Source organism: Streptomyces sp. NPDC033177 (assembly GCF_055577715.1).
This window is the reverse complement of record NZ_JBVIPS010000004.1, coordinates 21061-47281: the sequence shown is the minus strand read 5'-3', so window position 1 is coordinate 47281 and position 26221 is coordinate 21061. Positions and strand designations below refer to the sequence as shown.

Genomic DNA, 26221 nt, shown 5'->3' with positions numbered 1-26221 from the left:
CAGCTACGGAGCTTGGGGTCAGCGCGACTCCCCCAACCTGCGGTTGGCAAGCACCGGGATGTTCTTGCGGACCGCCGCGACCTCATCGGCGTCCACCTCCACCACCGTCAGCTCGGGCTCCGCCCCCAGACGACGGCGTACGGTCCCGTCGGGTCCGACGAGCATGCTGTGCCCCACTCCGGTGGGCGCCGCGCTTCCGGTCGCGGCTGCCCCGGACGCGGCCGGGTCGGCCTGGTCGACGGCCGCGACCCACAGCGTGGCGTCCAGGGCGCGGGCCCGCACCAGCAGCTCCCACTGATCGAGCTTGCCGGGGCCCGCGCCCCAGGAGGCCGCCAGCAGGGTCGCGGTGGCCCCCGCGTCGGCGTGGGCCCGGAACAGCTCCGGGAACCGCACGTCGTAACACGTGGCCAGGCCCAGGCGTACGCCGTCCACGTCGATGGTCACCACCCGCGATCCGGCGGCCACGGTGTCGGACTCGGCAAAGCCGAACGCGTCGTAGAGATGGATCTTGTCGTACGTCGCCTCGACGCCGCGTCCGGTGGCCAGCAAGGTGTTGGTGACCCGACCGCCGGGGGCCGGCGTGAACAGGCCCGCCACAACGGTGATGCCCGCAGCCTCGGCGATGTCGCGGACCGCGTTGGCCCAGGGGCCGTCCAGGGGTTCGGCGAGCGGCGCCAGGGGCGTGCCGAAGCAGGCCATCGACGCCTCGGGAAAGACGACGACGTCCGCGCCGGTGTCCGCCGCGCGTGCGGTCCATTCCTTGATGAGGGCGAGATTCTTGCCGGGCTCGGGGCCGGTCGTCAGCTGGCTCAGTGCGATGCGCACGGTGGGCTGCCTTTCGGAGTCGGGGGCGTTGAAGGGAGGGCGCTTGGCTTTGCTCTCACAGGAGGCTTCGCTCTCACGGGATACGGGCTGCGGGGGCGTCCTCCGGTGTGACTGTGACCGTACCGGCGAGCAGCTCATCCTCCTTCTCGGCGTGGGCGGAGTCCCTGCCCAGGCAGAGACCGATGAGAGTGACGGCCGCCGCGACGACGAGGTAGAGCGCCAGCGGGACCCAGCTGCCGTACGAGCTGAGCAGGGCGGTGAACAGCAAGGGAGCCACCGCGCCGCCGATGAGGCCCGCGAGGGTGTAGGCGAGCGAGGAGCCCGTGTAGCGCAGGCGGGGTGAGAACTGCTCGGCGACGAAGGCCGCTTGCGGGCCGTACATGAACGAGTGGATGGCCAGGGCCACCACGACACCGCACACCAGCAGGAGCCAGCTGCCGCCGTCGACCACGAGGAAGAAGACGAACGGCCACACCCCCGCGGCGAGCGCGGAACAGCCGTACAGCAGACGACGGTTGACCCGGTCGGACAGCGCCCCGGCGAGCGGGATGAGGAAGATCTGCAGGAAGGAGCCGACCAGGACGGCCGTCAGGGCGGAACCGCGCGTCATGCCCAGTTCGTCGGTGGCGTAGGTGAGGACGAACACGGTGAACATCGCGTACAGCACATCGGGGGCGACCCGGCTGAGGATCGCGGCGCACAGGGCGCGGGGCTGGGTGGTGAAGACCTCGCGGATCGGGGCCTGCGGCCGGGACTCCTCGGCTTCCATCGCCTTGAAGACGGGAGTTTCCTCCAGCTTCGCCCGGATCCACAGACCGAAGGCGACCAGCGCGCCCGAGAGCAGGAAGGCAACGCGCCAGCCCCAGGACAGGAACTGCTCCTCGGTGAGCAGCACGCCCAGGGCGGCCAGCACGCCGTTGGCCAGGAGGTTTCCGGCGGGCGGCCCGATCTGGGCGGCCGAGGCGTAGAAGCCGCGCCGGCGGGGGTCGCCGAACTCACTGGACAGCAGGACGGCCCCGCCCCACTCGCCGCCGACCCCGACGCCCTGCGCGAACCGCAGCAGGACCAGGGCGATGGGGGCGATGATGCCCGCGGTGCCGTAGGTGGGCAGGACGCCGATCAGGAACGTGGCCGCGCCGATGAGGACCAGAGTGGCGATGAGGACCTTCTTGCGGCCGATGACGTCGCCCAGGCGGCCGAACACGAAGCCGCCGAGCGGGCGCGAGACGTACCCGACGGCGTACGTGGAGAACGCCAGGAGCGTGCCGGTGAGGGGGTCCTCCGAGGGGAAGAAGAGGTCACCGAAGACGAGGGCCGCGGCAGCGGAGTAGACGGCGAAGTCGTACCACTCCAGAGCGGTCCCGGTGAGGCTGGCGAAGAAGGCCCGGCGGATGCCGGAGCGGCCCGGTGCGACCGCCGGCGGGCCCTGTGGGGTGTGCTGCATGCTTCCCGATCCTTGCGTCGAAGGCGTGGAGGGCGTCGAGGGGACATCGACCTTCCGGCATACTTCTTGTATACAGGTCGTATGCGCAACCCCCGCGCCGGAAGTTGACCGTGTCGAGACCCGGGTCTGGTCCCACGTCTGGACCCGCGTCGAGACCCACCCCCTTTGGAGTGCCCATGGCCGTGCTGACCTTCGAACTGCCCGACGGCTCCGCCCGTGACGTCGACGTCGTGCAGGTGCTCAACGCCGGATACGCCGGGCGCAGGCAGGCCGACGTCGCCGCGCACGTCGCCGAACTCGCCCAACTCGGCGTGCCCGCGCCGTCGGTGACCCCGGCGCTCTATCCCGTCTCCCCCTACCTCGCCCAGCAGACCGAACAGGTCGCCGCCCCGCACGCACACACCTCGGGCGAGGCCGAATGGGCGCTGGTCGTCGCGGACGGCGGCGAGCTGCTGCTGACCGCCGCCTGCGACCACACCGACCGCGACCTGGAGGTCCACGGCGTGGCCTGGAGCAAGAACGCGGCACCTGACGTCCTGGCCCGCCAGGCCTGGCTCCTGACCGACGTCGAGTCGCGCATCGACGAACTGACCCTGCGCGCCTGGGTCACCCGCTCCGACGGCAAGGAGGCCGAGATCCAGCACGGCACGCTCGCCGAACTCCTCACGCCCGGCTACTGGACCGGCGTACTGCGTGAGCGCGGCAACCTGACGCCGGGCACCGTCCTGATCTCGGGCACCATCCCCATGGCCGAGGGTGTGGACCAGTTCGCCGAGGCGTGGCGCGTGGAACTGGGCGACCCCGCCACCGGCAATACGATCCGGCTCGCCTACCGGGTGGTTCCGCTGCCGGAGCCCATCGGCTGAGCGTGCGCGCCCGCGGGAGGGTCTGCGCCTGCGCCCTCCCCTAGGGCGTCAGCACGGGCCCCTTGCGGGATGTGAGGGCGGCCGGGGTGACGTTCCTGAGGAAAAGCACCGGCGTCGCCGCCACGGCGACCGCGAACACCGCGAAAGCCAGGCGTATGCCGCCCAGTTCGGCCAGCGCCACAAGTCCCGTTCCTACGCGTCCCGTCAGCGACAGACGAGCTGAGCTGCCTGAACCGTCGGCACGTCAGGAAGGGTCAAGGACGCCCTCGCCGCGCGCCGCGCGCACGCGGTGGGTCATGAAGGGCCGGCTGGTGATGAACTCCCTGAACTTGAGGGCGGCTTCGGACAGGTAGCTGTCCCGGCCCCACACCAGGGTGAGCACCCGCTCGCAACCGGGCGCGTCCAGGCGGACCCAGGCGACCCGCACCACCGCGTCCGTACCGGCCCGGCGGGACATGGCCGGGATGAGGCCGATGCCGAGACCCGCACTGATCATGTCCTGGCTGGCACCTGGTTCGTCGCCTTCGCAGGACAGCAGCGGGGTAAGCCCCTCGGCCGCGAACAGCCGGTCGAGCAGGGTGCGCTGCCAGTGACCCGGGCGTGTGGTGACGAAGGGCTCGTCCGCGATCTCGGGGATCGTCACGCTGTCCCTCCCGTCGAGCCAGTGCCCGGGAGGCACCGCCAGGAGCACCTCCTCGCGGGCGAGCTCGACCGACTCAAGATTCGCTCCGGTCAGTGGCTGTGAGGCGACGCAGAAGTCGACCTCCCTGGTCCGCAACCGCCGGTCCATCTCCTGCGCGGTCGACTGGAAGAGCCGTACGTCGGCACGGGGATGATCGACCCGGAAGCTGCCCACGAGGTGAGTGACCGTCAGGAGCGTCTCGGAGGCGACACTTACGCGTCCAAGACCGGTGTCACGAGCCTCACGCACGGCTCTGCGACCGTCGTCGAGTTCACTCAGAGCGCGCTCCACGTGCCGCAGGAACATCGCTCCGTACGGATTGAGCCGGATGCGGCGCCCCTGCCTCTCGAAGAGGGGCGAGCCGAGCTCGGACTCCAGGCGCGCGATGGTGCGGCTCAACGAAGGCTGGGCTACGTGCAGTTCCTGGGCGGCGCGACTGATGTGCTCGTAACGGGCGACGACCTGGAAGTAGCGCAACTGCAGAAGATCCATGGTCCACCTTCGCTTCGGTCATCTGAGCCAACTCCCCCTTATGCCCCCACGGTTATCTTCACATGGCAGAACAAGTCTTGGATCGCATAAGCGATTCTCCCTACGGTCTTCCTCAGAGCCACCGTTCGGCATCGCGTCGGCAACCCCCTTCGCCCGTACGGCATTGCACCCCCACCCCCAGGAAGGCCCCACCATGAGCGCTGCGGATCTGGCCCGACTCCAGTTCGCGGCCACGACAGGCATTCACTGGCTGTTCGTGATCCTGACGATGGGGCTCGTCCCCCTGGTGGCGATCATGCACACCCGGGCGGCATACACCCGTGATCCCGTCAAGAAGGCCCTACGGGAGCGCATGACCCGCTTCTGGGGCCAGCTCTACGTCATCAACTACGCGGTCGGCATCGTCACCGGCCTGGTCATGGAGTTTCAGTTCGGACTCAGCTGGAGCGGACTGAGCAAGTTCGCGGGCAACGTCTTCGGCGCACCGCTGGCCCTCGAAACCCTGATCGCCTTCTTCGCCGAGTCCACCTTCCTCGGCATGTGGATCTTCGGCTGGGGCCGCCTGCGCAGGAGCGTGCACGTCACGCTCATCTGGCTGGTCGCCCTGACCGCGTACGCCTCCGGGTACTGGATCATGATCGCCAATGGCTTCATGCAGAACCCGGTCGGCTATGAAGTGCGCGATGGCGCAGCCTACTTGACCGATTTCGGCGCCCTGCTGACCAATTCCAGTGCCCTGGTCGCGCTCTTCCACATCGCGCTGGCCGCGCTGACGACGGGTGGCGTCTTCGTCGCCGGAGTCAGTGCCCACCACTTCCTGCGGCGCACCAAGGACAGCGAGCTGTTCCGCGGTTCCCTGCGTCTGGGCCTGTGGGTGGCCATGGTCACCTCGTTCTTCGTCGTGGTGGTCGGCGAGATGCAGCGGCCGGTAATCGAGCGGACCCAGCCCATGAAGGACGCGGTACTGGAGAACAGCGGCGTCGCCGAGGTGCAAGCGCGCCTCGTCAAGGAGCACGGGCCCGGTGACTACGTGCCCTGGCAGGACACGATGCGGATCTCGATGGACGTGATGACGGTCATTGGCAACACCGTGTCCACCATTACGTTCATCGCCGTCATCCTGTTGTGGAGGAACCGGCTGATGCGCTGGCGCCCCGGCCTGTGGGTGCTGGTCACGACGGTCCCGTTCCCCTTGATCGCCTCCGTGGGCGGCTGGGTCGTCCGCGAGGTCGGCCGGCAACCCTGGCTCGTCTACGGAGAGCTGACGGTCGAGGATGCTCTCTCTCCCGTGAGTAGGACCGCGCTGGCCGTGTCCTGCACCGTCCTCATCGCCATTTTCCTCGCCCTGGCGGTGACGAACTGGACCCTCATCACCCGCTTTGCCCTCCGTGGTCCCGACGCCACGCAGCTCGGCTCCACCGAGCCGCTCCCCGAGGACCTGCCCGATAGCCCAGGGGGCGGCTCCGACGACAAGCAGCCGGTCCCGGCCTTCTGAAGCAGCCGACCGTAACGGAAAGTTGAGCGAGATGACTCTGGAGACCGCCTGGCTGGCCCTCCTCGGCCTGCTGCTCGCCGGGTACTTCGTGCTCGGCGGCTATGACTACGGCGTACAGATGCTGCACCCCCTCCTCGGCGGCCGAGGCAGCCAGGAACACCAGGAACGCCAAGAGCACCAAGGCTGTCAGGATCACCAGGACAAGCGCACCGGCAGAAGTTCCGCCCTCGACGCCATCGCCCCGTTCTTCCTGGGCAACGAGGTCTGGCTGGTCGCGTTCACCGGCGTTCTGTTCGGCGCCTTCCCACATCTGGAAGGCACTCTTCTGCCTGGCCTGTATCCCCTGATCGTCGCGATCCTCGTCGGCCTGGTCCTCGGCAACGCGGCCGTCCAGCTGCGTGGTCGCGCACGCGGCGTGCACGGGCGCCGCTGGTGGGGCGCCCTGATCGTGTTCGGTGGGGCAGTGCCCGCAGTGTGCTGGGGGCTCGTCGTGGGGCTGCTCCTTCGGGGCGTACCGCGTCGGGCCGACGGGAGCTTCCACATCGGGTTCGGCGATGTGTTCTCGCCGTTCACGGTGGCCTGCGGCATCACCACCGCGCTGCTCTTCGCAGCCCACGGCGCCGCCTTCGTCTCGGTGCGTTCTGCCCCCGACCTCGCCTCCCGGGCTCGGCATCTGGGTGCCGCTCTGCTCCGTGGAGCCGCAGCCGTAGGCACCCTCGCGCTCCTCCTCACGCTCTTCGGGGCGGGCGCCTCGATGACGAACCGTGGCACTTCGACGGTCATCGCCGCCCTGTACGCGGCGGCGCTCGTCGCCGCCTGGTGGTTCTTCGCCCGCGGGCACGGCATCGCGGCCTTCGCAGCCACGTGTTGCGCCACGGCGCTGCCGGTGCTGCTCGTGGGCGCAGGCCACTACCCGTACCTCCTGATCACCACGGCGGGCGAGGGGCTGACCATCGGGCACGCCGTCACGGACGGCATCACGCTCAAGATCCTGAGTGCGTTCGGGGTCCTGGTGATCCCGACGATCCTCGCGTACCAGACGTGGAGCTGGTGGGCCTTCCGAGGCCGGACCGGCCGCCGTCACCCCAGCTACTTCTGACCCCGGACAAACGCCGCACCAAGGAAGCATCGAAAAGGAAGAGGGTCGCAGGATGAAGCCCGTCGAACGGCGTCTGATGCGTGAACTGCCGCTGCTGCGCCGCCACATGACGTACTCCTCGGCGCTCGCGTTCCTCGCCGCCGGACTCACCGTCGCTCAGGCGGTCCTGCTGGCGGTGATCATCGCGGACGGCTTCGACGGGCACCCGTTCCGCCTCGCGCCACTGGCCGCGCTCGCCGCTGTCATGGCGCTGCGCGCGTTGGTGACCTGGGGTCGCGGGGTGCTCGCGCAGCGGGCCGCGGCCGACACCAAGTGCGCCATGCGGGTGCGGATCACCGGTCGACTGCGGCGCACCAGCCCTCTGGGGCTCACGGCCGGGAGCCATGGCGAGACGGCCACGGTGCTGACCCGGGGCCTCGATGCCCTGGACGCGTACGTCGTCGGCTACCTGCCCACCATGGCGGCCACCGCGGTGGTACCTCTCACGGTGGTCGCGTGGCTGGCATGGACGGACTGGACCTCCGCGCTGATCATCGTCGTGACGCTGCCTCTGATTCCCGTGTTCGGGGCACTGGTCGGCGCCCACACCGCGCGGCGCACCGCCCGGCAATGGCAGTTGCTGTCCAGGCTGGGCGGTCACTTCCTGGACGTGGTGGCCGGGCTGCCGACGCTGCGAGCGTTCGGGCGCGAGCGGCATCAAGCGCGGGTGGTGCACGAGATGGCCGACGCCCATCGGAGGGCCACCATGCGCACGCTGCGCGTGGCGTTCCTGTCCTCCTTCGTCCTGGAAACGGTCGCCACGCTCTCCGTGGCGTTGGTGGCCGTTCCGGTCGGGCTGCGGTTGCTCGACGGAGAGATGGACCTGCGTACGGCCCTCGTCGTGCTGTTCCTGGCCCCCGAGGCCTATCTGCCGCTGCGCGCGGCAGGGGCGGCGTTTCACGACAGCGCCGAGGGCATCGCTGTGGCCGAGCGGGTCTTCGCCCTCCTCGACGACACCCAGACAGGGGTGTCCTCGGCGCGCGCCGCCCGTCCGGCTCCGGTGCCCGACACCCGCGCGGCAGACCTGCGGCTGGAAGACGTCACGGTCCGCTACCCGGGCCGTGCCACCCCCGCCCTGAGCCACGTCTCGCTCTCCCTGCGCCCCGGTGAACGCGTCGCCCTGGTCGGGCCGAGCGGTGCGGGCAAGTCCACGCTCCTGGCCCTGCTCCTCGGCTTCACGCACCCCGAGTCGGGCCGCGTCACGGTCGGCGACAGCGACCTCGCGGCCCTCGACCCCGACCAGTGGCTCACCCAAGTGACCTGGGTCCCACAACGCCCACACCTGTTCGCCGCCTCCGTCGCGGACAACATCCGCCTGGCACGCCCCGAAGCGAGTGACGCGGAGGTGCGCCGAGCGGCACGAGCCGCTTACGCCGATCACTTCATCGAGGAACTGCCCCAGGCGTACGACACGATGCTGGGCGAGCACGGCGCCGGACTGTCCGCCGGCCAGCGCCAGCGGATCGCCTTGGCCCGCGCCTTCCTCAAGAACACCCCCGTGCTGCTCCTGGACGAGCCGACCGCCCACCTCGACCCCGAGAGCGAGGCCTGCGTCACGCGCGCCACAGTGCGCCTCATGCGCGACAAGACCTCGGTGGTCGTCGCCCACCGCACGAGCCTGCTGCCGCACGCCGACCGGATCATCACCGTAAAGGCGGGCCTCGTTGTCCCGCCCGAAACGCCCTCTGCGTCTCAACTCGCCCTCGCCGAAGGCCTGGTGGCCCCATGACCTTCCAGGCCGACGCCGCCGTCCCCGCCCCTGCACGTACGCCGCGCCCCACTGTCCGCCTTCTGCGCCACCTCCTGCCGTACTGGCGCCGCCTGCTGCCCGCTGCCCTCGCCTCGGCCTGCAGCGAGCTGGCGGCCGCCGGGCTGATGGCCACCGCCGCCTGGCTGATCACCCGCGCGGCCGAACAGCCCCCGCTCGCCTCGGTGAGCCTGGCGATCGTCGCTGTCCGGGCCCTGGCCCTGGGACGCGGAGCGCTGCGCTATGCCGACCGGCTGCTGGGCCACGACGGTGTGCTGCGGGCCGTCGCAGGCTTCCGCACGCGGGTGTACGAGGCCCTCGTTCCCCTCGCTCCCGCGGGGACCCCCGCTTTCCGCAGCGGCGACTTGCTCACCCGTCTTGTCGACGACGTCGACGCCGCGCAGAACCTTTTGCTGCGGGTCCTGATCCCAGCGGCGGCCGCCTGTACGGTCGCCGCCGGCGCCACGACCATGGCCACGGTGGTGCTGCCGCAGGCAGGTGTGCTGCTCGGGCTGCTGCTGGCCACAGCGGGGCTCGTCGTGCCCGCCTTGGTCCTCACGCTGTCCCGCCGGACGAGCCGCGCGGACAAGCAGGTGCGCGCCGAACTTGCCGCTCTGACACTGGATTTGACCCAGGGAGCGGCAGATCTCGCCGCGTACGGGGCCAGGGCTCGCGCCCACGAGCGGAGCCTCCGTGCTTGCGCCCGGATCGCCGCGCTGGAGCGCCGGGCAGCCTGGACCACTTCGGTCGCCTCCACCACGGTCCTGCTTCTCCAGGCCATCGCGACGATCGGCGTGACCTGGCTCGCGCTGCGCGCCCACGCGGCGGCGGAACTGCCCGCCGTGCACCTCACCGTCCTCGTGGTCCTCGCGCTGGTCTCCTTCGAGGCACTGACGCCGTTGCCCACTGCCGCACGGCACCTCGCCGAGGCGCGGGTCAGCGCACGAAGGCTGGCCGATCTCATGGACACGCCACCGCCGGTCACCGACCCGCCCACGCCATCCCCGCTCACCCTCCGCGCACCGGTCGACGTGGACATCACCGACCTGCGCGTACGTCACACTCCCGAGGGCCCTCCGGTCCTGGACGGAGTGAGTCTGCACCTGCCGCCCGGCCGCCTGACCGTCCTCCTGGGCACCAGCGGCTCCGGCAAGTCGACGCTGATCGCCACGCTCATGCGGTTCGTTCCCTACGATTCCGGAAGCATCCGCGTCGGCGGACGCGAACTACGCGACTGCGCGGGCACCGACCTCCGCCGCGCGATCACCGGCGTGACGCAGGACGCCCACGTATTCCACACCACCATCCGCGCCAACCTCCTCCTGGCCCGCCCCGCGGCCACCGACACCGAGCTTCGCGAAGCCGTCCGCAAAGCCCGACTCCTGACCTGGATCGAATCCCTCCCGGACGGCTGGGACACCCTCCTCGGCGAGAACGGCTCCGCCATGTCCGGCGGCCAGCGTCAGCGCCTGCTCCTGGCCCGGGCCCTGCTCGCCGACCCACCGGTCCTCGTCCTCGACGAGCCCACGGAAGGCCTGGATCCCGAAACCGCAGACGCCGTACTCACCGACATCCTCCAGGCCACCCAGGGCCGCACAACACTCCTCATCACCCACAACCCCGCAAACCTCCCCACGGCCGCCCAAACCCTCACCCTCACGCACGGCCGCATCCAATCCCCCACGGCACACCACCCGCGCCTGGGCGTTGACGCATCTGTTCGGTGATGCGACCTGCCCGGAATGGAAACTCTGATGCCCCGGGCACGCACTACAGTTGCCCGACGATGCCCCGTCTCCTTGGAATCAACCACCTGACCCTGCCCACGACCGCCCTGGATCAACTCGTGTCGTACTACACGGAATTGCTCGGAGCCACGCTCGCTTTCGAGCGTGCGGCGACCTCATCTGATCCTCGGATCGCGGTCCTCGATGTCGGTGGAAACGATCACTTGATGATCGTCGAGACCGCGGCCGCCCCCACCACCGGTCTTGACCCCCTGGGCCAGGCGGGTTGGGGGCTGCGTGTGGGAACTCATGAGCAGTTGTGTGAGGTTCGCGAGCGGATTCTGGGTGCCGGGTGGACTGTCGGACACATCGTGACGCTGCCTGCGCAGTGGACGGTGACGGCTCAAGACCCCGACGGGCGGCCCGTGGACGTGCGCGCCCATCGGTCCCGCACGGACCAGCCGACGCCGACGCACTGACGGGCTGGTCCGCAGACCGCGGGCGTGTCGGAGCTGGTCGGTCCCGCTTATCATCACGTTGACAGGTCTCTGTCGACATGTTGCTATAGGGCGCTGCTCGGGCGGACTTGCGTAGGGCCTATGGCCCATGACCGGGGGTGGCGCCCCCGAACCCAGAGCAAGGACGAACCATGCCGCAGCGCGCCGCGACCATCGTCGGCGGCGGGATCGGCGGCCTCGCCGCTGCCATCGCCCTGCACCGCCGCGGTTGGCGCGTCGAAGTGCTCGAGCGTGCCCCGCAGTTCACCGAGATCGGCGCCGGCATCTCCCTGTGGCCGAACGCGCTGCGCGCGCTCGACGTCCTCGGCCTTGCTGACACCGTCCGGGCACTCGGCGCCGTCGAGGCCACCGGCGGCGTACGCGACCGCCGGGGCCGCTGGCTTTCCCGTACGGACAACGCGGAGCTGGCCCGGCGCTTCGGCCACCCCCTGGTGGTCCTGCACCGTGCGGACTTGCTGCGGGCGCTGACGGAGGCGTTGCCCGCCGACAGTCTGCGGTCGGCCAGTGAGGTGTCCTCGGTCCGCGACGACGGCCACGGCCCGGTCGTCGAGCACCCCGGCGGCGAGTCCCGGCCCGACCTCGTCATCGGCGCCGACGGGCTGCGCAGCGCGGTCCGTGGTGCGCTCTGGCCCTATGCGGCCGGTCCGCGCTACGCCGGGTACTCCGCCTGGCGCATGGTCACCGAGCCCCTGGCCGAGCCGCCCGCCGAGGGCGCGGCGACCTGGGGTCGCGGGGAGAGGTTCGGCTACACGGCGTTGCCGGGCGGGCGGATGTACTGCTTCGCGACCGCTTCGCTGCCCGCGGGAACGACCGCGGACACGTCCGAGTACGAGGAGTTGCTGCGCCGGTTCGGGGCGTGGCCCGACCCCATCCCCGCCCTCCTGGCCGCCGTCCCCGCGGACGCGGTGCTGCGCCACGACCTGTACGACCTGCCGCCGCTGCCCTCCTTCGCCCGCGGCCGGGTCGCGCTCCTCGGCGACGCGGCGCACGCCATGACCCCGAACCTGGGGCAAGGCGCGTGCCAGGCCCTGGAGGACGCGGTCACGTTGGCCCACTGCCTCGACGCCACCTCGGAGGTGGCCGCAGCCCTTCGCGCGTACGACCGGCTGCGTCGCCCGCGCACCAAGGCCATCACGCGCCGCTCCGCCCGGCTCGGCACCCTGGGCCAGCTGTCCTGGCCGCCGGCCGTGTTGCTGCGGGACACGGCCGCCCGGCTGATGCCGACGCGGGTGACGCTGCGTTCCATGACGCCGGTTCTCGGCTGGACCCCGCCCGGTGAACAGGCGAACGCGACGGGGAACGAGAGACACTGATGCCGGACTGGACCTATCAGCCGCTGCGTGGCGCGGCAGCCGCCGTCCTGGGACTGCGGCGTTCGCAGCGGACCGCCCTGCGCATCCTGGCCTCGGTCGGCTCACGGCCCGCCGGTGCGCGGCTGATCGCCCGGGGGTTCGGCCACCGCCATCCACCGCGGCGGCTCGCGGGCGAGATCGCCGGTGTGCCCGTGACCGTCCGTCTGGGCATATCCGTGCCGCCCTCACTCGCGCGCGACACGGTCCGCGCCATGGCCCCGCTGGGGGCCGGTGTCGTCGAGGTGGCTCCCGTCTCGGCGGCCGATGTGGCGACCGTGCGCGATGCCGCCGCGGGCCGCTCGATCCCGGTGGTCGTCGGGGCCTGCGCCCCGGAGGTCGAGGCCGCCCTCAGGCCGCACGTCGACGGGTTCACCGGCGGCGACGACCCGCACGTCATCCACGTGTGCGACCCGTCGGTGTCTGCGGCGGCGACGGCGCTCGAAGAGCCGGCCACCGTCGTACTCGCCCGCCCGGCGGTGCTCGTGGCCGCCGGACCCGGCTGGTTCGCGCGGGTCACCGAAGCCGCCACGCCCACCACATCCGCTCCGGCGCTGCGTGACGTGGGCCGCGATCCGCGCCGCTGGCCCGCCTGGTGGTGGGCGCTGCTCGTCGGGCTCGGCATGACGGGCGCCGGGCTCGGCGCCGCGGCGATCACGCTGGGCCCGGTGCTGCTCTGGTACGACCGCGACTACCTCGGCATGACGCTGCACGAACTGCACGCCGCCAACCACCACCTCGTGCACTTCCTCCAGCACGACCGGATCACCATGGCCGGGACGATGGTGTCCATCGGCGCCCTCTACACCGGTCTCGCCGTGGGTGGCATCCGCCGCGGCCGGCCCTGGGCCCGCGAGGTGTACCTGCTCTCGGGGGCCATCGGCTTCCCCACCTTGTTCTACTTCCTGGCCACCGGCTTCGTGGAACCTCTGCACACGGCCACCGCCCTCGTGCTGTTCCCGATGTTCGTCGCCGCGGTCCGCCGCACCCCGCACGCGCCACGGTGGCGCCAGACACCCGAGGGACCGGAGCCGGAGCGCAGGCGGGCGCTTGTCGGCCAGCTGCTGATGATTCTCACGGGTGCGGGTCTGTTCGTCGGCGGGGCGGTGATCTCGGTGGTCGGCCTGACCGACGTCTTCGTCCCGACCGACCTGACCTTCCTGGGCACAGACAGGGACACCCTTCAAGCCGTGAATCCCCGGCTCGTGCCGTTCCTGGCCCACGACCGCGCGGGCTTCGGCGGGGCCCTGATGTCCGCGGCGGTGGCGATCGTGCTGCTCAGCGCCTGGGGCTGGCGGCGCGGCGAGGCCTGGGTGTTCTGGAGCCTGGCCGTGGCGGCGGCCGCGGGTTTCCTGCCCGCTGTCGTGGTGCACGGCTCGATCCACTACACCGATCTCGTCCACCTCGCGCCGGTCTACTTCGGCATCCTGCTGACCGGCACAGCGCTGCTCTTGGCGCGTCCGTACCTGTGCGCCAAGACATCTGAGACCGGCCCGGGGAGCTGACGGCCCGTCCCCCTCACTCCGTCGGACTGCCGCCGAATCCGATCTCGTTGCCGTCCGAGTCGCGGAAGGTCGCCTTGCGGACGCCGTTCGCGTACGTCTCGCGTGTGTCAGGTTTCAGGCCCCGCTCGGCGATCGCGAAGATGCGGGCGTCGAAGTCCTCGACGAACACGGTGTGCAAGGCGTGCCCGGCGTGCTCGGGCCGCACCTCGATGAAGACGTAACGGTGTTCGGCCAGTTCCCACACCGCCTCGGTGTCATTGGGCAGGAAGGCCGGCGGCCCGCCGAGCAGTCGCTCGTACCAGGCCACCGCCGTCGTGTAGTCGCGGACGGGAATGCCCGCGAACAGATCTACGGTCATGAGGCCATGCTATGCACGCGGGCGTCCGCGCGGAGGTCCCTCGCGGACGCGGCGGGTCCGCTCCGCACGCTTCCGCGGCGGGCCGGGCGTCGGCACGAAGTATCCAAATCGTGCCTTGTTCCGAAGATCATTTCGTTGGAGGCTACCGGCATGCAAAATCAGCCGACATACGTATTTGTGCATGGCGCCTTCGCCAACTCGTTCTCGTTCGCGCCGCTGCAGGCCGAGCTCGGTCTCCTCGGGCACCGTTCGGTCGCGGTCGACCTCCCGGGGCACGGCTTCGAGGCGACATACGCCGCGGCCTACCAGGCACCGCAGGACCTTGAAGCGCTCGCGCAGGAACCCGGGAGCATCAAGGGGGTCACGCTCGCCGACAACGCCGCGCGCGTCATCGAGGTTCTTGAGCGGGCGAAGCAGCACGGGCCGACCATCCTCGTCGGCCACAGCAGGGGCGGCATCACGCTGACCGCGGTCGGCAACGCCCGGCCCGACCTGGTCGACCGAATCGCCTACGTCTCCGCCTGGTGCCCCGTCGACCTGGATGTCAACGACTACTACGCCCAACCGGAGATGGCCGGTGTCGACCCGGGAGCCTTCGCTCCCGCGCTCGTCGGGAACCCGGCGGAGCTCGGCCTGCTCCGGGTCAACTTCCGGACGGCCGACCCGGCGACGTACGCCGCGCTCAAGCAGGCCTTCGCCGTCGACCTCACCGACGAGGAGTTCCGTACGTTCCTGAACACCTTCCAGCCCGACGAGAACCTCGATGTCGGCACGCCCGCCGACCGGACGCAGGCCGCCACGTGGGGCCGTATCCCCAAGACCTATGTGCGCCTGACCGACGACGCCAGCATCCCGCTCGCCATGCAGGACCGCCTGATCCGCGAGGGCGATGCGCTCACCCCCGACAACCCCTTCGACGTGGAGACCCTTGAGGGAAGCCACCTGCGCTGGCTGGTCCACCCGAAGCCGGCCGCTCAGCTGCTCGCGGGCCTCGCGGCGCGCTGACGGTCCGTCCGCCACGGCCGCGTCCGCCTGACGCTCAGGCCATCAGCTCCGTCTGCGTGGCCTGAGTTGCCCGGCCGGGGATCAGTTCGTGGCGGATGTACCACTCGGTGGAGAGCAGTTGTTCGCGGTCGGTTGGCCCAAGGCCCGCGATCAACCCCGGGGCGGCCCCGCGCTCCACCTCGGTGCGGTGCGCCAGCACCGCGGCCACCTTCTGCTCCAGCCACGGCCTGACGTCGACTGCGGCGGTGACCCACGCGTCCGGCACGGTGCGCGTGGCCTTGCCTGTCGCGGCCAGGCGTGAACCCCACTCCCGTACGGCCGAGTGCGGATGCGTGGCCGCGTACAGGGCCTTCGGCTGCCAGGGAGCACCCGCGTCGGGATAGAGGCGCTCAAGCCCCGCCGCCTGGCACGCGAGCAGGGTCACCCGGTGTGTGTGCACGTGGTCCGGGTGGCCGGTAAGACCGCCGTAGGCGTCATGGGTGAGCACGATGTGCGGGTGGAACTCCCTTATGTGGGCGACCAGTTCCCGCACCGGATCGTCGATCGGCGCGTCGCAGAACCGTGCCGCGCCCGGGGCCGACTGCGGTACGCGCGCGTCGGCGTAGCCAAGCAGTCGCGGTGGGCCGGCGCCGAGGATCTGCAGGGCCTGGGCAAGCTCGGTGGCTCGCACCGTGTCCGCGGCCCAGGTCGCCGTGACAACTGCGGTGCGGGCGCCCGCCGTTGCGTGGCGGGCGAGGACTCCGCCCGCTACCAGGGACTCGTCGTCCGGGTGGGCGAAGACTCCGAGCAGGGGCCGCGTCGGGCGGCCGGGCGTTCACGGGTGCGGGTGCTGACCGGGGCCTACCCGAACGTTGTCGGCGAGGCGGCTGGGAGAGAGGTCCGTCGGGTCCTCGTCCGCCTCCAGCAGTGTGTCGGCCGGGCCGATGATGAGCGGGTCCGCCTCGCCCACCGCGTCTTTGTCCATCGACGCGTAGTCGACCCGCAACAGCAGATGCCGCATCGCTTCGAGACGCCCCCGGCGCTTGTCATTGAACTTGATCACCGACCACGGTGCATGAACGGTGTCCGTGGCACGGAACATCTCCACCTTGGCGCGGGTGTAGGCGTCCCACAGATCGAGCGAGGCGAGGTCCGTGGGCGAGAGCTTCCACTGACGTACGGGATCCACCTGGCGGATCGCGAAGCGTGTGCGTTGCTCCCCGCGTGAGACGGAGAACCAGAACTTGACCAGGATGATGCCGTCATCGGTGATCATCTTCTCGAACAGCGGCGCCTGCTCGAGGAACTCCTCGTGCTGGCGTGGGGTGCAGAAGCCCATGACCGGCTCGACGCCTGCCCGGTTGTACCAGGAACGGTCGAAGAAGACGATTTCCCCGGCGGAGGGCAGTTGTGCGACGTAGCGCTGGAAGTACCACTGTCCCGCTTCGCGTTCGGTGGGCTTGTCCAGCGCCACGATGCGGGCTCCGCGGGGATTGAGGCGCTCGGTGAAACGCTTGATCGTGCCGCCCTTGCCCGCAGCGTCACGCCCCTCGCACACGACCACGATGCGCCGGCCCTGCTCACGCACCGACCTCTGCAGCTTGAGCAGCTCGATCTGCAGGATCCGCTTCTGGCGCTCGTACTCCTTGCGCCTCAGCTTCACCGAGTAGGGATAGTTCTCCTGCCAGGTCCGCAGCGGCTCCCCCTCCGCGTCGAGCAGCACCGGGCGCTCCGGGCGGGCCTCATCCACCGAGAGTCCGTCCAGCAAACGCTCCGCGTCCTTGTCGTCCGCGTCCGACGCCACATCGTCTCCTCTCATCGCCCTATGCCACCTTTCTACCCGCAACGATCGCTACTCCGCTGAAATCGCCGTATACCCACAAGTGCCCTGTCTCCACATCGCAGCAGGTCCTCCAGCCGGCGAAGGCACTGCTCCCCCTCCCGTCGTACACCCGTCGGCGTCCACGCGACACGCCCCGGCACGCACGCCGATGTCCGGCGCGGTTGCGCTCACGCTCCCCCGCCGAGGTACGCCTCCAGCTCGGCGGCGCCGGTCAGCATGGCTCGTCCCCGGGTGGTCAGCCTGTCGCGCCAGTCGCTCAGCGCGGCCTCCAGGGGTTCCAGGCCACCGGCGGCCCGCACTTGGGTGATCAGGGGGGCGATCTGTTCCAACAGGTAGCCGCCGCGCCTGAGTTGGTGCACCAGCCGGGCATCGCGTACGTCCGCCTCGTCATACACGCGGTAACCGGTGCGTGGGTCCCGGTGCGGGTGCACCAGACCGGCCAGCTCCCATTTGCGCAGCGTCGCCGGCCGGATCCCGAGCTTTCGGGCGAGCGGCCCGACGAACATGCCTTCGGGCCCGGTCCCGGACGTCGGCAAGGGCTCCAGGTCCTGGAGCGCCCTCTCCACTGCCTGGAGGGTCCGGCGGTCCTCAAGGAGCTGCACATGACTCTCGTCGATAAGGCGGAACGCCTCATCGACCGCGCACTGGTTCACGGCCCGCATGATCGACGTCGCCGTCCGGTGGCCGTGGCCAGGCACCAGGGCCAGGAACGCGCGCAGGGCCCGCGCGTGCAGCGAGGTGTAGGTGCGGTAGCCGTGCGGTGTGCGTTCGGCGGCCGGGAGGATGCCGGCGTCCTCGTAGTTCCTGACCGCCTGCGTGGACAGGCCGTGCCCGCGCGCCAGGTCGACCGGCCGCAGCCGTTCCCCGCTTTTAAGGTTTTGCCCCATGCACCCGCCTCTACCGCGGAAAAGTTTCAACCGAGTGTTCAACGATAGCGTTTAAGGCATGGCTATTGACATCAAAGACACCGTTCATGCCGTCGAGGCCGCCAGTGTCATGAGGCTCCTCCGCACCCGCCCCCAGGTGCTCGCCCTCGGCGAGCCCACCCACGGCGAGGAGACTCTGCTCGAAGTGCGCAACGAGCTCTTCCGGCAACTCGTCGAGCAGGAGGGCTACCGGACGATCGCGATCGAGAGCGACTGCATGGCGGGCCTGCTCGTGGACGACTACGTCACCTCCGGCACGGGCACCCTCGACGAGGTCATGGAGCACGGCTTCAGCCACGCCGACCTGGGGTTGGGGGCCTCCGCGGCCAACCGCGCGCTCGTACGCTGGGCGCGGACGTTCAACGTCGGCCGATCCCCCTCCGAGCACGTCCGCTTCGCCGGTTTCGACGGCCCGCTGGAGATCACCCACGCCGCGAGCCCCCGCCAGGCCCTCACCTCGCTGCACCACTACCTCTCGGTCCACCTGGCGGACACAGGCCTGCTGCCCTGCACCGCCGAGACCCTTGACCATCTGCTCGGCGACGACGGCCGGTGGGTCGATCCCGCCGCGATGATGGACCCGGCCCGGTCCGTGGGGCAGTCGGTCGACGCGAAGGAACTGCGGCTGCTCGCCGATGATCTCGCGGCCCTGCTCGACGCACAGACCCCGCACCTGCTCGCGGTGACCTCGCGGGACGACTGGGACCGGGCCCGCCTGTACGGGCGCACCGCCACCGGCCTGCTGCGCTACCACCACTGGATGGCCGACACCTCACCGAGCCGCATGGCCCGCCTGGTGGGCCTGCGAGACCAGATGATGGCCCACAATCTCGTCGCGCTCGCCGAGCGGGGTCCGACACTCGTCCACGCCCACAACAGCCATCTCCAGCGGGACACGAGCACGATGCGCATGTGGGATCAGCCGCTGCTCGCGTGGTGGAGCGCGGGCGCACTGGTCAACTCCCGCCTGGGTGAGGGCGAAGGGTATGCGTTCGTGGCCACGGCTCTCGGCACGCTCCCGCATCAGGGAGTGGACGCTCCGCCGCCGGACACCGTCGAAGGACTCCTCTACGCACTCCCGGAGGACCGCTGCGTCATCGACGCCCCGCGTCTGGCCGCCGCCCTCGGCGACACCCTGCCCGCGCCCCGCGCATCCCCTTGGTTCGGCTACGCCCCGCTCGACCCGGCCCAGCTGACCGGGACCGACGGGCTGGTGTTCCTCGGCGATGTCCGACGCGGCTGACGCCCGGCGGAGTTGACGCCGGGCTGCCTGCCGACCTCAGAAAGCAGCCGCCCGAGCTACCGGTGCGAGTAGTGGGTGAAGCGGCTGCCAGCCGTCCGGAATTCCAAAGGGGTGGTCGATGTGCGCCCATATCAGTGCTCCATGCACGACCCCGGGCAGACGCCGGTCGGGATCGCGGCCTCGTCGCCGGAGACTATCCAGAGACAGATGACCAACCGACTCTCCCCGCATCGTGTGGCGTAGGGCACACAACGCCTCGGTGGCCGAGGGGAGCTGACGAGGCCTTGGTTAATCTGCTCGGGTGACCATCGAACTGACCCTGCTGCCGCGTGTCGCGCATCGCGGGCAGGAGGTCACCGCGCCCCGGCTCCGCGGTCTGCTCGCGCTCCTCGCGGGTGACCTGCGCGCGGGCTGCGGCGTCGAGCGACTGGTGGCGGGGCTGTGGCCCGACGCGTTGCCGGAGCGGCCGGGAAAGGCGCTGCAGGTTCTTGTGTCCCGGGCGCGGGCGCAGTTGGGCGCCGACGTCATCGCGAGCACGCCTACGGGATACCGGCTCGCCCTCGCCGAGGACCAGGTCGACAGCTCGGCGCTACTGCTGCATGCCGCCGTGAGCGCGGAGCGGGCCCGGGCCGGGGATCACGCGGGAGGGCTGGCGGCGGCCGAAGCCGGGCTCGCCCTGTGGGACGGCGCCCACGGCGGGTCGGGCGGCGTCGACGACGCCGTCGCCGCGTTGCGCGCCGAACGCGCCCCCATCCGCGCCGCTCTCGTACGCGCGCAGGCGCTCGCGCTCGCCCGCATCGGACGGCATGCGGAGGCGGCCGGCCCGCTGGCCGTGGCCGCCGCGGAGCATCCGCGCGACGAGGAAGTCCTCGCCGAGGCGCTGCGCGGACAGGCGGCGACAGCGGGCCCGGCCGCCGCCCTCACCCGCTACGAGGCGTACCGCCGCGACTTGCGTGAGGCGCTCGGCACCGATCCCGGCCCCGCACTCAGGGCCGTCCAGCGGGAGTTGCTGGGCGCCGGGGCGCCGGTGGTGCGCCACGGTGTGCCGCACGAACCGAATCCGCTCCTCGGCCGTGCCGAGGACATCGCAGCGGTGGAGCGGCTGTTGGGCGCCTCCCGTGCCGTCACCGTCGTCGGGCCCGGCGGCCTCGGCAAGACCCGGCTCGCCCACGCCGTCAGCCGCCGGGCCGCGCAGCGCGTGGTGTACTTCGTGCCGCTCGCCGCCGTCACCGCGGACGCGGACGTGGCGACCGAGGTGGCCTCCGCGCTGGGCGCGGGCGAGGGCCGGCACGGCGTGGTGAGCGGCCACACCGCGGGCGACGCGGTGTCCGGCATCCTGGGGGTGCTCGGCTCCGGGCCCGCCCTGCTGGTGCTCGACAACTGCGAGCAGGTCATCGGGGGCGCCGCCGCCCTCGTGCAGGCCCTGGTCGCTTCCTCCAAGGAGCTACGGGTGCTCGCCACCAGCCGGGCCCCGCTGGACCTCACCTCCGAGACGGTGTACGCGCTGCCGGAGCTCGATCTCTCCACCTCGGTCGAACTGTTCACCCAGCGCGCCCGGGCCGCCCGGTCGGGGGTGGAGCTGCCCCCGGACGCGGTGGCCGGGCTCTGCCGCCACCTCGACGGGCTGCCCCTCGCCGTGGAACTCGCGGCCGCGCGGGTGCGGGTCCTTTCGGTGCCGGAGATCGCCCGCAGGCTCGGCGACCGGTTCGCGCTGCTGCGGGGCGGGGCGCGGGACACCCCGGAGCGCCACCGCACGCTGCACGCGGTCGTGGAATGGAGCTGGAACCTGCTCACACAGGACGCGAGGGCGGCTCTGCGCATGCTGTCGGTCTTCCCCGGCGGCTTCTCCGGGGCAGCGGCGGAGCAGGTGCTCGGCGAGGACGCGCTGCTGCTCCTGGATCAACTGGCCGCACAATCGCTGCTCATCGTTGTCGACACCCCGGCCGGTGTGCGCTTCCGGATGCTGGAGGCCGTACGGGAGTTCAGCGCGGCCCGCCGTACACAGGCCGGCGAGGAGGACGAGGCGGTGGCCCGATTCCTCGCCTGGGCACGGGACTTCGGGGTCGGGGCCCACGATGCGCTCTTCGGACCGGAACCGTCCCCCGGCTCCCGGATACACCACCCCCGGGGCGGCCCCATCGATGCCCGGGAGCGGATCAGGGCCGAGCAGGACAACCTCGTGCCGGCCCTGCGGCACGCCCTGGCCCGCGCGGACTCCCCCACCATCGCCACCCTGACCGCCGTACTCGCCGCCCTGTGGTCCACCGACTCCAACTACCCTCGCCTGGCCACCCTCGCCGCCGACACCGGCCCACCGCTTTCGCACTACTACCCCGGGCCCGCCTACGTCGAAGTCGCGCGCACAGCTGCGGTGTTGTGTGCGGGCGGCCTGTTCATGAACTACGGACCGCACGGCATCCGCCAGCTCGTCACCCTGCGTCGGCTCCCCGCGGCCCCGCCTGACACCCTGCCGCGCGCCACCGCGGCGGTCCTGAGCGCTCTCCCCGAAATGCGCCCGCCCGACTACGCCGTGCTGCGCGCACTCTGCGCCGACGAGCAGCCCCTGGTCGCCGGGATCGCCGAGTGCGTGGCCACCTACGTCTGGGAGTACGAGCACGACATCGACCGCGCACTCGCCTCGGCCCACCGGATGATCCGCGCGCTGGCTCCGGTCGACCAGCCGCCCCTGCAGCTCATGGGCCATTCCCGGCTGAGCGAACTGTCCTTGCGGACGGGACACGGCGAGACCGCCCACGAGCACCTCAGGGCGGCTCTGCGGGCGCTGCCGCGGCTCGGTGACGAGCTCGACCACATCGGCATCCGCTCGGCCCTGGTCCTCGCCTGCCTGCAACTAGGCGACCCCGACGAAGCCGAGTACTGGCTGCGGCAGACCGAGGGTGTCACCACCCCGCGCGACGACGACTTCTACAGCCCCGCCCTCGGCGGCCGTGCCGAGATCGCCCTCGCCCGCGGCCACACCGAGGCCGGCCTTGGCCTGTGGCGCGGCGCCGTGGAGCGGATGCACGAGGCTGGCTCGATCCACGGCGGCGATCCGTGGCTCGACCCGTGGGCGCTGCAGATCCAGTCCGCTGCGGTGACGGCACACGCGCACGCCGGCCGGCTCGATCTGGTCGCGGAGCCGGTCGACCGGCTGTGGCAGCGGCTGCGGACATTGCTCGACGGGCCGCCCCGCTCGCCCTTGGAGCTGCCCGTGTTCGGGACCGTGCTGCACGCGCTCGGCATGGCCGCGCTCGCCTCCGGTGACACCGTCGACATGGCCGTCGCCGTACGGATGATCGCGCTGGCCGAACGGCTGCGGGTGCTGCGCGAGTTCCAGCCGACGATGTCGGCGGCCCGCGCCCGGCAGGCGGCCGAGGGCGCGGACCGGGTGGCGTACGCCGACGCGGTGTCGCGGTACGCCGCCCTGGAGCGGGACCAGCTGTGGGAGGCGGTTCGTGGGCTTACTTCGGGTCGCGGTGGAACAACGCCGTCGACCAGCGGTAGCCGAGCGCGGCAAGGCCCAGGCACCAGGCGATCGTGATCCAACCGCTGTCGCCGATCTCGCTGCCGAGGAGCAGACCCCGCAGGGTCTCGATGGCCGGGGTGAACGGCTGATGTTCGGCGATCGGCTGGAACCAGTCCGGCATCGACTCGACCGGCACGAAGGCGCTGGAGATGAGCGGCAGGATCATCAACGGCAGCGCGTTGTTGCTGGCCGCCTCGGCATTCGGACTCGCCATCCCCATCCCGACCGCGATCCAGGTGAACGCCAGCGCGACGAGAGCGAGCAGTCCGAACGCCGCGAGCCACTCCAGGACCGTGGCGTCGACCGACCTGAAACCGATGGCCACGGCGACGGCACCCACGAGCAGCACGCTGAGCAGGGCCTGCAACACGCTGCCGACGACGTGTCCGACGAGCACCGAGCCGCGGTGGATGGCCATCGTGCGGAAGCGGGCGATGATCCCTTCGGTCATGTCCATCGAGACGGACACCGCCGTTCCCGCCGGGGTAGCTCCGAGGGTCATCAGCAGGATGCCCGGGACGAGATAGGCGACGTAGTCCGCGCGGTCGGTGCCGCTGCCGCCGATGCCCGCGCTCATCGTTTCGCCGAAGACGTAGACGAAGAGCAGCAGCAGGACGATCGGTGTCAGCAGGATGTTCAGGGTGAGCGAGGGGTAGCGCCTGGCGTGCAGGAGGTTGCGGCGCAGCATCGTGGTCGAGTCGCGTACGGCAAGGGGGAGAGAGCTCATCGGGCGGACTCCATGGCCTGGTGGGGGGCGTCGGCACGGTCGGCGGTGAGGGCGAAGAAGACGTCGTCCAGGTCCGGTGTGTGCACGGTCAGTTCGTCGGCCTCTACGCCGACCGCGTCCAGCCGGTCGAGGACGGCGCGCAGCTCGCGCTGGCTGCCGTCGCTGGGGAGTTGCAGCGTCAGCGCCCGGTCGTCGCCGGTCACGTCGTGCAGGGCGAGGGCGGCGAACCGGTAGGCGGTCGGGTCCGTGAACCGCAGCCGCACATGGCCGCCCGGAATGAGCCGCTTGAGCTCGTCGGAGCTGCCCTCGGCGGCGATCCTCCCATCGCTCAACACCGCGATGCGGTCGGCCAGTTCATCGGCTTCTTCCAGATACTGGGTGGTGAGGAAGACCGTCACGCCGCCCGCGACCAGCCCGCGGATGATGGCCCACATGTTGTGGCGGGAGCGGGGGTCGAGCCCGGTGGTGGGCTCGTCGAGAAAGATGATCCTGGGCCCGCCCACCAGGGTCATGGCGATGTCCAGGCGCCGCCTCATGCCGCCGGAGTAGGTGGAGGCGGGCTTCTTCGCCGCCTCGGTGAGATCGAGGCGCTCCAGGAGTTCGGCGGCGACCCGCCGGCCCTCGCCCCGCGACAGGTGGTGCAGGTCGGCCATGAGGAGCATGTTCTCCTCGCCGGTGATCAGTCCGTCCACCGCGGAGAACTGTCCGGTGACACCGATCGCGGCACGCACCGCCTGCGGGTCGGCGGCCAGGTCGTGGCCGCCGACCCGCAGGTCACCGGAGTCGGCGGTGATGAGCGTGGAGAGGATCTTCACGGCGGTGGTCTTGCCCGCGCCGTTCGGGCCGAGGAGGGAGAAGACGGTGCCGGCCGGCACCGTCAGATCGATGCCGTCCAGGACCGTCTTGTCCCCATAGGCCTTGCGCATCCCCGTGGCCGCGATGGCGAGTGGGGACGATGTCGTCGTTGTCGTCATGCCGCAGAGGTTGCGGCACGGCGCATTCAGCGCGGTTTCACGAGGGTTTCAGCGCGCGGCGTCAGCCCGTCGGAACCCTCACGATCAGGCCGCCGGTATCTCCTCGATCCGCTCGCGGTTGAGCAGGTACGTCGGCAGGTAGGGCTGCGGCATGTCGACGGGGAAGCCGTAGTCGTACGCGAGGCTCGCCATCGCGAGGACCCCCAGCGCCACCCGGGCGCGCGGTGCCGCCGAGTCGCCCCAGTAGGCGCGGTGGTGATCGACGGCGTCGGCCAGGGCCTTCGTGAACGCGTCGTGGTCGCGGGCGATCAGGCGGTGGAAGAGGGCGACGGGCTGGTAGTCGATGAGGTCCGAGAAGTCCTTGGGCGTGTGGGTCAAGGAGTCCGGATGAGAGGTTTCCATCGTGGCGAGCAGCTTGGCCACGACGTCGTCCATGGGGCGCTCGGACCAGTAGGTCTGCAGGGTGTCGATCCAGTGCAGGACGTACGCGTCGACGGAGTCGTCCTGCCGCAGCACCTCGAGCGGCACCTGGCACAGCCGGTCGGCCCGGTCCTTCTGACGGCAGGCGACCGCCACGTAGAAGGCATCGAGCCAGGCGCGGGCCTGGGCCGGCGGCGCGGCCGGGGTCGCGGGCAGCTGCGGCACCATGTCCTCGCCCAGCCAGCACTCCTGTGCCCGCGCACCGGTGAACAGTGCCGTGCCTAGCTGTACGGAGGTGGCCCAGGCGTCCCAGGTGCCGGCGTACGACGCCTTGGGGTCGGCGGCGCAGTGGGCATGGGCGAGTGTCAGAGTCGAGGCGAAGGCGTCGCCCAGTCCGGCCGGGTCCTCGGCGAGACCGGCTATGGCATCGGCCGTGGCGCGGGTGAGAGCAGCCACGTCGGGTGCCTCGGCCGCGGTGGCGGTGTCGAGCCGTCCGGCGCGGTCGAGGCGCACCAGGCCCTTCAGGCGGCCGAGCAGTTCCGGCGGCGGCTGCAGGGAGAAGGAGAGGGTGTCGTGGTCGATGACCGTGATGGACGTCAGGCGGCCCTGATGCCACCAGTAGACCCGGGGAGACAGGGAGCCCGGTCCGTCCTCGTACGCGCCGAGGCCGTACGCGGCAAGGGCGTTGATGGCGTCGGCCACCGAACCGTCGGCGATCGGGTGGTAGGCCAGCAAGTGCCGGGTGGGTACGACGACGAGGGCTCCGGCGTCCGGGAGCGGCTCACCGGTGACCTGCCGGACCGTTTCCGACAGGTACAGCGCCTTGCTCGCGACGAACGGGGATTCGCCGTACAGGGAGTGCAGCACCGCCCCTCCCTCGACGGGCACTTCGTCGTGCTCGACGGGCACGCGCATCAAGTTCGCGTACGCCGCCTCCCCCAACTCCTCGATCCCGGCGCGCTCCACGTCGGGGTCGGTGAGCATGCGCACGCTGGTGGGCATGTCGAGTGCGTAGGCGAAAACGAGGCCCTCGGCCACCACGCGCGCGTAACGCATGGCACCGGCGATCTCCTGCGTGAGCGAATCCGTCGGGAGCAGCCGCGCATGCACACCACGAAGGAGTTCAGCGGCGCTCTCGTCACCCCTGCCTGCCTCCCCCAAGCGGCCGAAGTGGCCCGCGACCATCTCGGGCCAGTGCTCTTGCGGCGCCTGTCGGCACCTCTGCGCCAGGTTGTACAGCGGGTGCGTGTGACCCTCCTGCGCATATGGGGCGGCGAGTGCCCGCAGGTGGTTGGCCTGGTCGGTGGTCAGCATCGGCAGCTCGTGATCGGGAGCGTCCGACATGCCAAAGGTGTTGTTTTCGTTCACCGTTGCGACTCTACGATCTGTGTGGGGGCGGATCTGACGCCGGGTCGGGAGCCTGGAGTTGGGC

General features: G+C 71.0%; 22 protein-coding genes. 11 read left to right on the top strand and 11 right to left on the bottom strand.

Annotated features, from left to right (window positions below; translation table 11 throughout):
* Positions 1 to 18: 18 nt before the first annotated feature.
* Complete coding sequence (locus ACZ5U5_RS14900) at positions 19 to 825, bottom strand: carbon-nitrogen hydrolase family protein (protein ID WP_469021022.1); 807 nt, start codon at positions 823 to 825, stop codon at positions 19 to 21.
* Between the two features lie 73 nt (positions 826 to 898).
* The gene (locus ACZ5U5_RS14895) at positions 899 to 2269 is read right to left on the bottom strand and encodes an MFS transporter (RefSeq protein WP_469021019.1); all 1371 of its coding nucleotides are present in this window, start codon (positions 2267 to 2269) and stop codon (positions 899 to 901) included.
* A 176-nt stretch (positions 2270 to 2445) separates the two neighbouring features.
* Here ACZ5U5_RS14895 and ACZ5U5_RS14890 point away from each other — a divergent pair, with 176 nt between their 5' ends.
* On the top strand, positions 2446 to 3135 hold the full coding sequence (locus ACZ5U5_RS14890; RefSeq protein WP_469021016.1) for a DUF2848 domain-containing protein: 690 nt from the start codon (positions 2446 to 2448) through the stop codon (positions 3133 to 3135).
* Between the two features lie 40 nt (positions 3136 to 3175).
* On the opposite strand, the gene ACZ5U5_RS14885 is transcribed toward ACZ5U5_RS14890, so the two are convergent.
* Both ACZ5U5_RS14885 and ACZ5U5_RS14880 read right to left on the bottom strand, forming a co-directional pair.
* Positions 3176 to 3316: a hypothetical protein gene (locus ACZ5U5_RS14885; protein WP_469021014.1), complete on the bottom strand. Its 141-nt coding sequence runs from the start codon at positions 3314 to 3316 to the stop codon at positions 3176 to 3178.
* A gap of 63 nt (positions 3317 to 3379) precedes the next feature.
* Complete coding sequence (locus ACZ5U5_RS14880) at positions 3380 to 4309, bottom strand: LysR family transcriptional regulator (RefSeq protein WP_469021011.1); 930 nt, start codon at positions 4307 to 4309, stop codon at positions 3380 to 3382.
* 193 nt (positions 4310 to 4502) lie between these two features.
* Between ACZ5U5_RS14880 and ACZ5U5_RS14875 the strand changes: the two genes are divergently transcribed.
* From ACZ5U5_RS14875 to ACZ5U5_RS14845, 7 genes are all read left to right on the top strand, one after another.
* Positions 4503 to 5804, top strand: coding sequence for a cytochrome ubiquinol oxidase subunit I (locus ACZ5U5_RS14875; protein ID WP_469021008.1), 1302 nt, complete (start codon positions 4503 to 4505; stop codon positions 5802 to 5804).
* Between the two features lie 31 nt (positions 5805 to 5835).
* Positions 5836 to 6903, top strand: a complete 1068-nt coding sequence (locus ACZ5U5_RS14870; RefSeq protein ID WP_469021005.1) for a cytochrome d ubiquinol oxidase subunit II — start codon at positions 5836 to 5838, stop codon at positions 6901 to 6903.
* Between the two features lie 52 nt (positions 6904 to 6955).
* Entirely contained in the window at positions 6956 to 8671 is a 1716-nt protein-coding gene (gene cydD, locus ACZ5U5_RS14865) for a thiol reductant ABC exporter subunit CydD (protein WP_469021002.1), read from the top strand.
* Positions 8668 to 10416, top strand: coding sequence for a thiol reductant ABC exporter subunit CydC (gene cydC, locus ACZ5U5_RS14860; protein ID WP_469020999.1), 1749 nt, complete (start codon positions 8668 to 8670; stop codon positions 10414 to 10416). The genes cydD and cydC overlap by 4 nt, the downstream gene beginning before the upstream one ends.
* Positions 10417 to 10475: 59 nt before the next feature.
* On the top strand, positions 10476 to 10895 hold the full coding sequence (locus ACZ5U5_RS14855) for a VOC family protein (protein ID WP_469020997.1): 420 nt from the start codon (positions 10476 to 10478) through the stop codon (positions 10893 to 10895).
* 170 nt (positions 10896 to 11065) lie between these two features.
* Positions 11066 to 12247, top strand: a complete 1182-nt coding sequence (locus ACZ5U5_RS14850; protein ID WP_469020993.1) for an FAD-dependent monooxygenase — start codon at positions 11066 to 11068, stop codon at positions 12245 to 12247.
* On the top strand, positions 12247 to 13788 hold the full coding sequence (locus ACZ5U5_RS14845) for a hypothetical protein (protein WP_469020991.1): 1542 nt from the start codon (positions 12247 to 12249) through the stop codon (positions 13786 to 13788). Before ACZ5U5_RS14850 ends, ACZ5U5_RS14845 begins: the two co-directional genes overlap by 1 nt.
* A 13-nt stretch (positions 13789 to 13801) precedes the next feature.
* On the opposite strand, the gene ACZ5U5_RS14840 is transcribed toward ACZ5U5_RS14845, so the two are convergent.
* Entirely contained in the window at positions 13802 to 14146 is a 345-nt protein-coding gene (locus ACZ5U5_RS14840) for a VOC family protein (RefSeq protein ID WP_469020988.1), read from the bottom strand.
* Between the two features lie 150 nt (positions 14147 to 14296).
* Here ACZ5U5_RS14840 and ACZ5U5_RS14835 point away from each other — a divergent pair, with 150 nt between their 5' ends.
* On the top strand, positions 14297 to 15151 hold the full coding sequence (locus ACZ5U5_RS14835; RefSeq protein WP_469020985.1) for an alpha/beta fold hydrolase: 855 nt from the start codon (positions 14297 to 14299) through the stop codon (positions 15149 to 15151).
* A gap of 34 nt (positions 15152 to 15185) precedes the next feature.
* Here the strand turns inward: ACZ5U5_RS14835 and ACZ5U5_RS14830 are convergent, their stop codons facing one another.
* The 3 genes from ACZ5U5_RS14830 to ACZ5U5_RS14820 all read right to left on the bottom strand — a co-directional run bounded on the left by ACZ5U5_RS14830 (position 15186) and on the right by ACZ5U5_RS14820 (position 17860).
* On the bottom strand, positions 15186 to 15941 hold the full coding sequence (locus ACZ5U5_RS14830; protein ID WP_469022415.1) for a PIG-L family deacetylase: 756 nt from the start codon (positions 15939 to 15941) through the stop codon (positions 15186 to 15188).
* A 24-nt stretch (positions 15942 to 15965) separates the two neighbouring features.
* A complete protein-coding gene (gene ppk2, locus ACZ5U5_RS14825) occupies positions 15966 to 16949 on the bottom strand; it encodes a polyphosphate kinase 2 (protein ID WP_469020982.1) in 984 nt (327 codons plus the stop codon).
* 191 nt (positions 16950 to 17140) lie between these two features.
* Positions 17141 to 17860, bottom strand: coding sequence for a TioE family transcriptional regulator (locus ACZ5U5_RS14820; protein ID WP_469020979.1), 720 nt, complete (start codon positions 17858 to 17860; stop codon positions 17141 to 17143).
* Between the two features lie 58 nt (positions 17861 to 17918).
* Here ACZ5U5_RS14820 and ACZ5U5_RS14815 point away from each other — a divergent pair, with 58 nt between their 5' ends.
* Positions 17919 to 19142, top strand: coding sequence for an erythromycin esterase family protein (locus ACZ5U5_RS14815; RefSeq protein WP_469020976.1), 1224 nt, complete (start codon positions 17919 to 17921; stop codon positions 19140 to 19142).
* 301 nt (positions 19143 to 19443) lie between these two features.
* The gene (locus ACZ5U5_RS14810; RefSeq protein ID WP_469020974.1) at positions 19444 to 22683 is read left to right on the top strand and encodes an ATP-binding protein; all 3240 of its coding nucleotides are present in this window, start codon (positions 19444 to 19446) and stop codon (positions 22681 to 22683) included.
* On the opposite strand, the gene ACZ5U5_RS14805 is transcribed toward ACZ5U5_RS14810, so the two are convergent.
* The 3 genes from ACZ5U5_RS14805 to ACZ5U5_RS14795 form a co-directional block, all read right to left on the bottom strand.
* Complete coding sequence (locus tag ACZ5U5_RS14805; protein WP_469020971.1) at positions 22604 to 23395, bottom strand: ABC transporter permease; 792 nt, start codon at positions 23393 to 23395, stop codon at positions 22604 to 22606. The two genes, ACZ5U5_RS14810 and ACZ5U5_RS14805, sit on opposite strands and share 80 nt — an antisense overlap.
* Complete coding sequence (locus ACZ5U5_RS14800; protein ID WP_469020969.1) at positions 23392 to 24369, bottom strand: ATP-binding cassette domain-containing protein; 978 nt, start codon at positions 24367 to 24369, stop codon at positions 23392 to 23394. The genes ACZ5U5_RS14805 and ACZ5U5_RS14800 overlap by 4 nt, the downstream gene beginning before the upstream one ends.
* 84 nt (positions 24370 to 24453) lie before the next feature.
* Complete coding sequence (locus tag ACZ5U5_RS14795; RefSeq protein WP_469020966.1) at positions 24454 to 26157, bottom strand: immunity 49 family protein; 1704 nt, start codon at positions 26155 to 26157, stop codon at positions 24454 to 24456.
* Positions 26158 to 26221 lie beyond the last annotated feature (64 nt).

Coding starts and splice junctions, on each gene's coding strand:
- ACZ5U5_RS14815 (WP_469020976.1), top strand. CDS start 17,919: ATGGCTATTGACATCAAAGACACCGTTCATGCCGTCGAGGCCGCCAGT.
- ACZ5U5_RS14800 (WP_469020969.1), bottom strand. CDS start 24,369: ATGACGACAACGACGACATCGTCCCCACTCGCCATCGCGGCCACGGGG.
- ACZ5U5_RS14835 (WP_469020985.1), top strand. CDS start 14,297: ATGCAAAATCAGCCGACATACGTATTTGTGCATGGCGCCTTCGCCAAC.
- ppk2 (WP_469020982.1), bottom strand. CDS start 16,949: ATGAGAGGAGACGATGTGGCGTCGGACGCGGACGACAAGGACGCGGAG.
- ACZ5U5_RS14870 (WP_469021005.1), top strand. CDS start 5,836: ATGACTCTGGAGACCGCCTGGCTGGCCCTCCTCGGCCTGCTGCTCGCC.
- cydC (WP_469020999.1), top strand. CDS start 8,668: ATGACCTTCCAGGCCGACGCCGCCGTCCCCGCCCCTGCACGTACGCCG.
- ACZ5U5_RS14895 (WP_469021019.1), bottom strand. CDS start 2,269: ATGCAGCACACCCCACAGGGCCCGCCGGCGGTCGCACCGGGCCGCTCC.
- ACZ5U5_RS14890 (WP_469021016.1), top strand. CDS start 2,446: ATGGCCGTGCTGACCTTCGAACTGCCCGACGGCTCCGCCCGTGACGTC.
- ACZ5U5_RS14880 (WP_469021011.1), bottom strand. CDS start 4,309: ATGGATCTTCTGCAGTTGCGCTACTTCCAGGTCGTCGCCCGTTACGAG.
- ACZ5U5_RS14840 (WP_469020988.1), bottom strand. CDS start 14,146: ATGACCGTAGATCTGTTCGCGGGCATTCCCGTCCGCGACTACACGACG.
- ACZ5U5_RS14845 (WP_469020991.1), top strand. CDS start 12,247: ATGCCGGACTGGACCTATCAGCCGCTGCGTGGCGCGGCAGCCGCCGTC.
- ACZ5U5_RS14850 (WP_469020993.1), top strand. CDS start 11,066: ATGCCGCAGCGCGCCGCGACCATCGTCGGCGGCGGGATCGGCGGCCTC.
- ACZ5U5_RS14805 (WP_469020971.1), bottom strand. CDS start 23,395: ATGAGCTCTCTCCCCCTTGCCGTACGCGACTCGACCACGATGCTGCGC.
- ACZ5U5_RS14855 (WP_469020997.1), top strand. CDS start 10,476: ATGCCCCGTCTCCTTGGAATCAACCACCTGACCCTGCCCACGACCGCC.
- ACZ5U5_RS14820 (WP_469020979.1), bottom strand. CDS start 17,860: ATGGGGCAAAACCTTAAAAGCGGGGAACGGCTGCGGCCGGTCGACCTG.
- cydD (WP_469021002.1), top strand. CDS start 6,956: ATGAAGCCCGTCGAACGGCGTCTGATGCGTGAACTGCCGCTGCTGCGC.
- ACZ5U5_RS14875 (WP_469021008.1), top strand. CDS start 4,503: ATGAGCGCTGCGGATCTGGCCCGACTCCAGTTCGCGGCCACGACAGGC.